At 56.3% G+C, this 10321-nt stretch carries 8 protein-coding genes; 5 read left to right on the top strand and 3 right to left on the bottom strand.

What is annotated here, in order from left to right; genetic code table 11:
* Positions 1-4 precede the first annotated feature (4 nt).
* Positions 5-1144: a hypothetical protein gene (locus SH467x_RS13105; RefSeq protein WP_482367556.1), complete on the bottom strand. Its 1140-nt coding sequence runs from the start codon at positions 1142-1144 to the stop codon at positions 5-7.
* 511 nt (positions 1145-1655) lie between these two features.
* Between SH467x_RS13105 and SH467x_RS13100 the strand changes: the two genes are divergently transcribed.
* The 5 genes from SH467x_RS13100 (at position 1656) to SH467x_RS13080 (ending at position 8150) form a co-directional block, all read left to right on the top strand.
* Positions 1656-2462, top strand: a complete 807-nt coding sequence (locus tag SH467x_RS13100) for an MBL fold metallo-hydrolase (protein ID WP_482367555.1) — start codon at positions 1656-1658, stop codon at positions 2460-2462.
* Positions 2459-4381 (top strand): prenyltransferase/squalene oxidase repeat-containing protein, encoded by a 1923-nt coding sequence (locus tag SH467x_RS13095; RefSeq protein WP_482367554.1) that lies wholly within the window; start codon positions 2459-2461, stop codon positions 4379-4381. The genes SH467x_RS13100 and SH467x_RS13095 overlap by 4 nt, the downstream gene beginning before the upstream one ends.
* Positions 4378-6282: a polyprenyl synthetase family protein gene (locus SH467x_RS13090; protein ID WP_482371372.1), complete on the top strand. Its 1905-nt coding sequence runs from the start codon at positions 4378-4380 to the stop codon at positions 6280-6282. Before SH467x_RS13095 ends, SH467x_RS13090 begins: the two co-directional genes overlap by 4 nt.
* Positions 6279-6863 (top strand): hypothetical protein, encoded by a 585-nt coding sequence (locus SH467x_RS13085; RefSeq protein WP_482367553.1) that lies wholly within the window; start codon positions 6279-6281, stop codon positions 6861-6863. Before SH467x_RS13090 ends, SH467x_RS13085 begins: the two co-directional genes overlap by 4 nt.
* Positions 6864-6932: 69 nt before the next feature.
* The gene (locus SH467x_RS13080; protein ID WP_482367552.1) at positions 6933-8150 is read left to right on the top strand and encodes a hypothetical protein; all 1218 of its coding nucleotides are present in this window, start codon (positions 6933-6935) and stop codon (positions 8148-8150) included.
* A 101-nt stretch (positions 8151-8251) separates the two neighbouring features.
* Here SH467x_RS13080 and SH467x_RS13075 read toward each other — a convergent pair whose 3' ends face one another.
* Positions 8252-8968, bottom strand: coding sequence for a PEP-CTERM sorting domain-containing protein (locus SH467x_RS13075; protein WP_482367551.1), 717 nt, complete (start codon positions 8966-8968; stop codon positions 8252-8254).
* Positions 8969-9643: 675 nt separating this feature from the next.
* Complete coding sequence (locus tag SH467x_RS13070; protein ID WP_482367550.1) at positions 9644-10294, bottom strand: hypothetical protein; 651 nt, start codon at positions 10292-10294, stop codon at positions 9644-9646.
* Positions 10295-10321: the final 27 nt, after the last annotated feature.

Here is a 10321-nt window from a genome sequence, read left to right as displayed (position 1 = left end):
CAGACTACTCCCAGCGCATCGAATCGATGAAACGCAGCAGGTTGGATTTTTGTTGTTCAGCCAGTTGGGTTGTGGATCGGAGCTTTACGAACATGGAGGTGGGAAACCCCTCCATGGGGATGACCGCGATGGTCAAACAGAGTCCGGACTTTTCATCGTTTGCCCGGATCGCATAGAGCTTTGCCTTCCGATTGCCAGCCGGAATGGTCTCTGCCTGGGAAACAATTTGCTCTGCTTTCGGACCTAGCACCGATGGATCGTCCGTTTTGAGAATTTGCTCCGACCACATCTTGGAATTCTCAATCGGGTTATCAACCGCTTGGCTGATCACGAGTTCACCATCCTCCCCTAACTCGCCACCCGGGACGCGAAAGGTCGCGATTCGGAATGCGCGATCGGGCTGTTTCTCCCAACCCTCAGGTAGCTCGTATCGCAGGGTGCTCGGATCGAACGCTTTCGTTTCCGTCGTCGATCCATGGTCCGCGGGCAAACTGCTAGCAGGCAAACCGCCGGCGGGCAAGGTGGTTTCGGTCTGGGGATTTCCTGCAGTGGTAGCGTTGGAGGCGTCAGGAGCGGACGCAGGTTTCGATGTATCCCCTTTGGCCATCGACCCGTTCTTGTCAAAGATATAAGCCGGGATTTTCGAACCCTCGCGAGGAATGGGCTGAATCGAAGCCATCAATTCTTCCAAACTTTGGTTCTCTTGAGCGACTTGTCCGTTCCATCGGTTCAGCTGCATCAACAAGTAATCTGGCCAAGCAGACTCTTCGGCGGGGGCAGCGAGTTTGGAGATGGTCATGATCGCAGGTTTTTCTTCGCCTGCGACGGGGATTGCCACTTTCGCTTCGGCGAACGCGTCGCCGGGCATCATCTTCCACCCAGCCGGCAAATCCAAAACGGGCGTGCCCGATTCTGGGTCGGTCTTGAACTCGGCAACGATCTTGGGGAAAGCCTGACGTATGCCGTCAATTCGAGCGATCGTATCGGTGATCTTGAGGAAGTAGCCCGCTCCGTTCAGTGGAAAGATCGCCCCTAGAATTCGCTTCTCCTCCATGGGTATCGAGCTCCCCCCCATCATGGGAGGCATGCCACCCGAGGAGGCTAAACCACCTCCTCCGCCCGGCATTCGGGGTGGCTGAACCACGAACTCCGTGTCATTTTTGGGGGCTTGATAGACTCTCGGTTCGCTTGGTGGTGTGCATCCGATAAGGAAGCAGAACCCAGCCGCGAAGCAAACCTGGCTAAACAGGTGGAGGGGACAAGGTTTCAAGTTGATAGCAACTCAGCGTTAAAGGAAGCCGCAAAGGATGGAATTGCAAGCGTTTGCGCACTGGGGGAGGGAGGGAAGCCGAACGGCGCTAGACGGAAGGAGGGAACTGGGATGATCCGAACTTTGTCCGACGGTCGACGATTCCCAGGTATTATAGTGGAGCTGGGGTCGAACGCCATGCGGAGTTGACGGGCAGTTCCGAGGGGACCGGCCGCACAGGATCCGTTCGCACCGGCTGGCGGGTTCAGAAAAGCCCTTTGAAATGCGAAAACACAGGTGTTGCGAACTCCCTCGAGATGGGGGATAACCTTCGCAGAACTGCTCGCGACGCATTGTCGCGGCCCTGCTGGCCACGACACTTCCCCTCGAACCACCTCCGATTGCCGTGACATTCACCCGCCAAAGCATCGAGTTTCCGGGAGAAATGATTCTGTTAGGAACGGGAACGAGTGTAGGGGTACCTGCCATCGGCTGCGGCTGTTCTGTGTGCCTCAGCAAAGACCCTCGCAATAACCGCACCCGGAGCAGTGCAATTGTGGGCCTGCCAGGTGGCAACCTTTTGATCGACACCGCACCCGATCTTCGGCAGCAATTGCTTCGGGAGGGTATCGGCATCGTTCACAGCGTTCTCTACACCCACGAGCACGCGGACCACCTTCACGGCATGGATGACATTCGCCTCTTTCCCTTCATGATCGGGGGCCCGGTCCCGGTCTACGCTTCCAAGCAGGTTCAGGACCGAATCGTTCGTGTGTTTGACTACGCTTTCCACAAACGAGAGCCAACACACGCCGGCGCAGCACCTCAACTGGATTTGGTCACGATCGACGATGAGCCATTTGATGTCCTCGGAGCCAGGATCCAGCCCATCCCCTTGATCCACGGCCCCTATTGCAACGTTTATGGATTTCGAATCGGAAACGTCGCCTATTGCACCGACACCAACCGAATTGAGCCATCGAGCATGGAACTCCTTCGAGACCTCGATACCCTCGTCTTGGATGCGCTCCGCTTCACTCCGCACCCCACCCACTTCTCGATCGAAGAAGCCCTGCATGTCATTGAATTGCTCCGTCCCAAAAACACGTACTTGACCCATCTCTCGCACGAAGTCGAATACGAACGGGTCAGCGCCCAGCTTCCGGAACACGTTCATCTGTCCTACGACGGATTGCGGATTCCATTAACATGAGCGCCCCGAATACCCCACTCCCCATTGGACTCCCTTTTGGATTGGAATCGCTCGGTGACCGAGTCATCGCGGCTTGGCAGCAACTCCAATCGGAGGCCGCTGAGAGCAAGGGAAACAGCAATCACTGGACCGGCAAGCTTTCCGATTCGGCTCTGTCGACGGCGACTGCGATCAGTGCGCTGTCGATGGTTCTGCGAGATGGCACCACCCCGCATCACGAAGCACTGCCGACGCTCATCGAGAAGGGATCGAATTGGCTGGCTCGAGCCCAGAACGCCGATGGGGGCTTCGGTGATACCGATCGTTCGCTTTCGAACATCGCCACCACGCTCCTGGTCATTGGAGCTTGGGAGATCGCCGGCCACCGCGAGCGACATGCGGATGCTATCCAGAGGGCTTGGTCGTTTGTCGACAAACAGGGTCGTTGGGATGGACTCCGCCGTCGTTACGGTAAAGACAAAACCTTTGTCGTCCCGATCATGATGAACTGCGCTTTGGCTGGTCTCATTTCGTGGAAGGAGATCCCGACTCTTCCCTTTGAAGCAGCTGCTCTCCCGCAGTCTTGGTACCGATTCGCAAAGATGCCGGTGGTTAGTTACGCCGTCCCTGCCTTGGTCGCCATCGGCCAAGCACAATGGCATCACAATCCACCAGCCAATCCTCTCATGCGGAGCATGCGCGGCGCGTTGCGAGGCCGAACGCTGCGAGTGCTCGCAACGATGCAGCCTGAAAGCGGCGGCTATTTGGAAGCCACTCCCTTGACCAGCTTTGTCCTGATGAGCTTGGCTTCTATTGGTTTGGTGCAACATTCTGTTTCGCAAAACGCAGTTCGCTTCCTTGTCGATTCTGCCATGGCAGACGGAGCATGGCCCATCGACACGAACTTGGCAACTTGGGTTACCTCGTTGACCATGCGTTCCTACTATTCTCCTCGCCCTGCGATGGGACCGAATGGTCAGGAGGAAGGAAAGCAAGCCCAATGGGACGCAACCATCGATTGGCTTTTGAGCTGCCAACACACCAAACGCCATCCCTTTACCGGCGCCGAGCCTGGAGGTTGGGGATGGACCGATTTGAGCGGCTCGGTTCCTGATAGCGACGATACCCCAGCGGCTTTGCTGGCACTCGCGCAGTACACGCGCGCCCTTCAACGCAGAACCGCGATGCAGCAAGCCTCGGAGAGCGATCGCCTCGCTCGGGTGCTCCAAGCCGGCCAGTTGGGCTGTACCTGGCTCCTTCGACTGCAAAACAGCGATGGGGGTTGGCCGACATTCTGTCGAGGCTGGGGGACCCTCCCCTTTGATCGGAGTGGAACCGATTTGACCGCCCATGCGTTGCGGGCCCTCCACGCTTGGAGGCCACGATTGATGGGCTCGATGCGAGCCCAATCCGATCGAGCAGTGGCAAAAGGGTGGCGTTATCTAGAGAAAAACCAACATCGCGATGGGTGTTGGCTTCCGTTGTGGTTTGGCAATCAAGATCGCGCGGAGGAAGACAATCCGTTTTACGGAACCGCTCGAGTCCTCTTAGCGTATGGCGAGTGTGGTGATACGTCACACCCGAGCGCCCAACGAGCGATCTCCTTTCTGAAACAGCAGCAGAATGCAGATGGCTCTTGGGGGGGCGGGCCCTCGATTCGCTACCCGTCCTCAATCGCTGAACCCAATGATTTCACTGGTACGATCGAAGAAACTGCGGTCGTATTGGAGGGAATCATGGCCAGCGGTGGAAAAAGGGCTGCCGCTGACTCTATAATGAGAGGCCTCGTATGGTTATGTGACGCTTTGGAGCGCCAGCATCATCACACGAGCCAACCGATCGGTTTCTATTTCGCGAAACTGTGGTACCACGAAAAACACTATCCTCTCGCGTTCTCGCTAGCCGCACTGAGAAAAGGACTTGAGTTTTGTCAACGATAACACCGATTGCCGATTCGAGCGCCGCCCCACCTGACTTGTCAGGGACGGTCAACGCAACTGTCAGCGAGAGCCCCAAAGCAGACAAGAAAACACGACGCAAAACGAGCCATTTAAAGCTCGTACCTGAAACCAAGGAACTTCGAGCGTTCCTTCGGGACAAATGCCGCGAGGTTGCGGCCAGACTGAACAAGGATCTTCCTCCGACCAAAGACGAACTTGAGCTGATTGCGCGTCGAATGCTGGACGAAGCGGGCCAACCAGAAGGATATCTTGGCTGGGCGATGGTCATCCTCTCGAGCGAGTTCTTTCGCAACGCCGTCGCCTCCATTCCACCTAGCCGCCGACTGTTTTTGCTCCCCCATTGCTTGAAGCACGCCGAAGGCTGCCCGGCCGACTACGACGAATTCGGCATGGACTGCAAAAAGTGTGGAGCTTGCAGCATCGCCGACTTCCGAACCAAAGCGGAAGAGATGGGCTATAAAGTCCTTGTCGCCGAAGGATCCCCGGTGGTCATGAAGATCATCGTAAGCGGCTATGTGGATTCCATCGTGGGCGTTGCTTGTCTGAATGTTCTCGAAAAGGCTATCGATAAGATCCTTCTCGCGGGTATCCCCTGCATGGCTGTACCTCTTCTTTCCAGCGACTGCCGAAACACCAGCGTCGACGAAGATTGGGTTCAGGAAATGATCCTCACCCAAGGACCCGCGATGGAATCGCAGACGCGGTCCTACGTTCACTTGATGCGCGCGGCAAGCGATCTCTTCTCGCAACCCAAACTCAACGAGCTGGTAGGCCGGCAACGGAGCCAAGTGCAACTCGATCCCAACTGCGACGCCCCTCTCGCAGGCATGGATCCCATCGCCGCCACCGAAGCGCTTTCAACCGATTTCCTCGCGAGAGGTGGTAAGTACTCCCGCCCCTTTATTACATTGGCTGCCTACGATGCAATGACCGGCGGACAAGCGACCACGTCTGCGGGACCTCGAATCGTCGAACAGTTCAGCAAAGGTGTCCAATGCGCCGCGATGAGTATCGAGTGCTTTCACAAAGCATCGTTGGTCCACGACGATATCGAGGATAACGACTCCTATCGGTACGGCATGCCCGCCATGCACCAACAGTTTGGACTCTCGACCGCGATCAACGTCGGGGATTACATGATCGGGCTCGGCTATCGCTTGATCGGGCGAGAGACCCAGTCGATCGGCGCTGAAGCAGCCGCTGACATTCTGAACTGCCTCTCATCGGCCCACATGCGATTGGCGGAGGGGCAAGGCGCCGAGCTCCTATGGCGAGATGGCACCGACAAACGCTTGGCTCCCCTCGATGCGCTGAAAATCTACGCGTTGAAAACGGCTCCAGCCTTCGAAGCAGCACTCTACACCGGTATCCGATTGGCAACCGACGCGACCCCCTACGCTGAAGCTGTCAAACTTTTTGCACGCAATATCGGCGTCGCATTCCAAATCATCAACGACCTCCAAGATTGGCACGGCGACGATCACAACAAACTGGCCGCTGCGGGGGATATCCTCGGAGGACGCCCAACGGTCTTGCTCGCCCTCGCGCTGCAATCGCTCGCACCTACCGATCAACAAAAACTGCTGGATGCTATGAGTGGAGACGACACCATGTCCGACTCCTATCGCATCGCAACCGCTCGCGAATTGCTCGAAAAAGGACGGGTCTTCGAGCAAGCTGAAAAGCTCATCGAAAAACACCGCGAACGAGCACTCGACGCTGCCCAAAGTATCGAACTCGAATCCCTCCGCCGATTGATGCTCTACCTCATCGACACAGTTCTCGATCAATCTGGTCTTCAATCCTCTCCCGCCATACACTCCCCCCAACCTCCCGCCGAAATCCAAACCTACCAAATCGGGATTGCACCCGCTCGATGAACGATTCGGAAAACAACAACCATCGCGAGACGTGCGTCGACGCACCGTCGATGATCTCTATTTACTATGGAGATCTCAACGATCTCGCACAATGCACCAGCGTCGCCGCGGAACAAGTCCCTGCACCGTACCGTGAATTGCTCGCGCATACAAATCACATGACGGTCACGGTCGAAGAACATCATGGCGATTCGGTGGATGTGCAAGTCCTCCAATCGCACTCCTCGGGCCATCACTATTGCCGTGAGATCCTCCTCCTTGCCCAAAAGAGTCGCTTGGTCGTTCAGTACGGTATCGTTCGCTTGAACACAAGCTATCTGCCTGACGCGCCCCGAAATGAAATCCTCGCCCAAGCCAAACCGCTGGGACGGGTCCTCATCGAACACGATGTGCTTCGAAAAATCGAACTATTCGATCTCCTGCGCGTCACCTGCGGTCCCCGACTGGCGTACCTCTTCGGCGTCCCCGTCGGCACCATCACCTACGGCAGAACAGCTATGCTTTATTGCAACCACGATCCAGCGATCGAATTGCTCGAAATTGTCCGCCCTGCAACGACCACAGCGCAAGCCGCTCCATGACGGACCGACCGGGCGGGGCGATCTCGAATTCACGCGTCTCCTTGGATCTCCTCCCCCTCCCAGGTAAACATGTCTGCAAACATGGCTGTAAACACGACACTCGCGCGCTCTCGTCCCGATACGGCAACTTGGACGGGGATCCATCTCGTAGCATGGCTTCGCCACGTGTCGAGCGCACTGCTTTTCCCATTGCTCGCCTTCGGCTTCCCACTCGAGGGTCAATCGCAATCCCCGTTCGAACGAAAGACCAAAGTCTCGGTGGAGGGAAGCAAATTCCTGATCAACGGTCGTCCCACGTACGAAAACCGAACGTGGGGCGGGATTCCCATCGAAGGACTGCTTCTCAATAGCCGCATGGTCCAAGCTACCTTTGATGACCGCAATCCAGAAACCGTTGAACGATGGGCCTACCCGGATACCAAGGTCTGGGATGCGGATCGCAATACGCGCGAATTCATCTCGCAAATGCAAACTTGGCGCGACCACGGTCTGCTCGCCATCACGATCAACCTGCAAGGTGGCAGCCCAGAGGGATACTCCAAAACTCAGCCATGGCACAACTCGGCCATCCGGGCCGACGGTTCGCTCGACCCACCCTTTATGGCCCGAACCGAAGCCGTGCTCGACGAAGCTGACCGAGTGGGAATGGTGGTCATCCTCGGATTGTTTTACTTTGGACAAGACGAACGGATTCAAGACGAACAGGCGGTCATGCGTGCCGTCGATGCAACGTGCGACTGGCTACTCGAACGCCGCTACAACCATGTTCTGATCGAGATCAACAATGAATGCAATGTGCGGTACGACCACCCCGTCTTGCAGCCAGACCGCGTCCACGAGCTGATCGCTCGAATGCAAGAACGTTCGGAATCGAAGGAAAATCGGCTCCTCGTCAGCACCAGCTATGGTGGTGGCACCATTCCCAAACCGAATGTCGTCGCGATCTCCGACTTCGTTCTACTCCATGGGAATGGGGTCTCCGACCCTCGCCGCATTGGAGAAATGGTTCGCCAGACCAAGCAAGTAGCCGGGTATCGCGGTCAACCCATCCTCTTCAATGAAGATGACCACTTTGAGTTCGACAAACCCTCTAACAACTTTGTCGAATCCCTCCGCAACGGCGCTTCATGGGGATATTTCGACTTTCGAATGAAGGAGGAGTCCTTCGACGACGGATACCAATCAGTACCTGTGAACTGGAGTATTTCCAGCTCAAGAAAACAGAGTTTCTTTCGCATTCTTCGTGAGATCACCGGCGAGGTTCCCAAGAAGGATTCTCCTCGCTAACACAATCCTCAAAAACAGCGTGCACCCCATCGACAGACACCCACGAAACCTGTCGCTGCACCGTAGTGAACGGATGCACGCCGTTGTTCGATGATGCAGAACTAGTCGAGACATGGCTCAATGGTTTTTGAAGCCTCGCGACTACTTGCTCCAATTCGTCTTCGGAACCAAACGCCTCCAAGCATTGCAGTACCAAGCAAGAAAGCGGAACTTGGCTCTGGCACCGCCGCTACCGTACCGTTCAGCACAATTCCGCCATAGTCTGCGTGGTTGACCAACCTCCAAGTACCGGCCGAGGATTCGGAGGCAAACCCATAGATCCGTATATCCACGGCGTCGGTCACACCCGAGAGTCCCGTGAGAGCGATGGAATGGTTTCGCAGAGCGTCGCTATCGGGCATCACGAATGAATATTGTGAAGTAAAGGTAGAGAACTGATCCAGGCTCGTCCTGACTTGAAACTCTCTTATCCCGCTCAAGGAGCGGCGTTCACCAAAAACAAGCTCTTGGGCATTCAATGCGAAACCGGGAGCCGCCGTGACGGTGAACTGAAAGTAGTCGCTCAAGTCGATCGAAGGCATGGTGGTAAAGCCGCTTGCGTTGATCGATCCGATTCCTGATGACGCATTGATACCAGGTCCGCGCACCAGAGAAGTTGCGAAAACATTCGGTGCAACTGCGGGCAATGTAGACGCTTGATTGCCCGGTTGTGAACTTACATCAAAAGTAACAATACCCGCAGTTCCTACCTGCGAACTGAAAAAGAACCAGACCACCACGGCAAACATACCAAGACTAACTGCATAGACTCGTTTCATCGCAATACTCCATGTGACATATATGTGACATATCTGGTTGAACCGGTCCGTACGACAGGGCCAACAGGAATCGAAACGACGATGAAAGAAGCACACCGATCACGGACGAAGGCGAAAAGCGAACCTAGTTAGGTGCTAACCTTCGGGGAGCATCCAAGTCGTGCAACGAGAGCGTTCACAACATGCACGTTCACATCGTGCGCGGCAGAAACCGCAACAGAAAAGGGCGTGGACATTTCCAGTTCCTCATGGAGATCGGGCGTACAACTCACATGTCAACTCTTTACACCATACAATATCCCCCAGCGGAGATGCCACCATCTGGCACACGATTTTTCAAAAAACACGGAGAATACTTCGCATGTGTAATGTGCTGAAGTCGATCTGTTGTCCCCCATGTCGATCTGTTGTCCTCAACAGATCTGCGCTGCCGCATACATCGCGCCAGCTAAGAAACCTTTCCCACGTTCCTGCCTTCAGACGGCGTTTGAGGGAGGCGATACCCGCGAGAGCAATGCAAATCGAGCGGTCGTTCGTTTGAGCAAAGGATCCTGAAAGGATCAAAGCTTGTAGCCGGGGGTTGAGCGCAAGCGATACCCCCCAGCTAATGGCTCAAGTCCTTTCAGGACAAAAAGAGGACGACTGTTCGATGGAACGCTTCTCAAGCTCTCGCAACTAAGACGTCTTGCCCCGTTTTCCAGCGTCTCCTTTGCCCTGCCCTCCCTGCCCTTCTCCACCTGCTCCCGGACCTCGCTTGCCCGCTCCTGGCCCACCCTCGCCTTGTCCGCCAAATCCTTGCCCTTGCTGGCCGCCCCCTGGTTGACCGAATCCCTGCGGGCCAAATCCCTGTTGACCGCCCGCACCGGGCCCAAACCCTTGAGGACCGCGTCCCATCTGCTGCAACGCTTGAAGCTGCATGGGTGACAGGATTTTGGCAAGCTCCGCATCCACGGTCGCTTGTAGCTTGGCAATTGCCGCTCTTTGTTCAGGCGTGGCCTGAAGCTGGTCGATCAAGGGATCGGGAAGAATGATGCCGGGCCGCATCATGAACCCCATGCCCCTCCCCTGCCCTTGCCCGCCGGCAGCAAAGCCCCCGCCGATTCCCTGACCACCCGCGCCTTGGCCACGTGGACCCGCACCACCTTGCCCCCGCGGGCCACCAGCGCCGGAACCTGGATTGGATGTGTTCCCCAACTGCCCCTGAACAGCCTCCCCTCCCTTGCCACCTTGCCCCTTTTTCCCTCCCCCTCCCTCTCGAGGTGGTTGGGCCAACGATCCGGTCGCAATCATCCCGGCCATCGCGACTGCAAGTGTTGCTCGTTTCATAACTTTGTCTTTCCTTGGAGATGAGTC

It is taken from the genome of Brakhagea slesvicensis, assembly GCF_052161625.1.
In the GTDB taxonomy this organism is placed as follows: Bacteria; Planctomycetota; Planctomycetia; order Pirellulales; family Pirellulaceae; genus JBKCUI01.
The sequence above is the reverse complement of the archived record's forward strand: the minus strand, read 5'-3'. Positions and strand labels throughout refer to the sequence as shown.

Coding starts and splice junctions, on each gene's coding strand:
- SH467x_RS13070 (WP_482367550.1), bottom strand. CDS start 10,294: ATGAAACGAGCAACACTTGCAGTCGCGATGGCCGGGATGATTGCGACC.
- SH467x_RS13080 (WP_482367552.1), top strand. CDS start 6,933: ATGTCTGCAAACATGGCTGTAAACACGACACTCGCGCGCTCTCGTCCC.
- SH467x_RS13095 (WP_482367554.1), top strand. CDS start 2,459: ATGAGCGCCCCGAATACCCCACTCCCCATTGGACTCCCTTTTGGATTG.
- SH467x_RS13085 (WP_482367553.1), top strand. CDS start 6,279: ATGAACGATTCGGAAAACAACAACCATCGCGAGACGTGCGTCGACGCA.
- SH467x_RS13075 (WP_482367551.1), bottom strand. CDS start 8,968: ATGAAACGAGTCTATGCAGTTAGTCTTGGTATGTTTGCCGTGGTGGTC.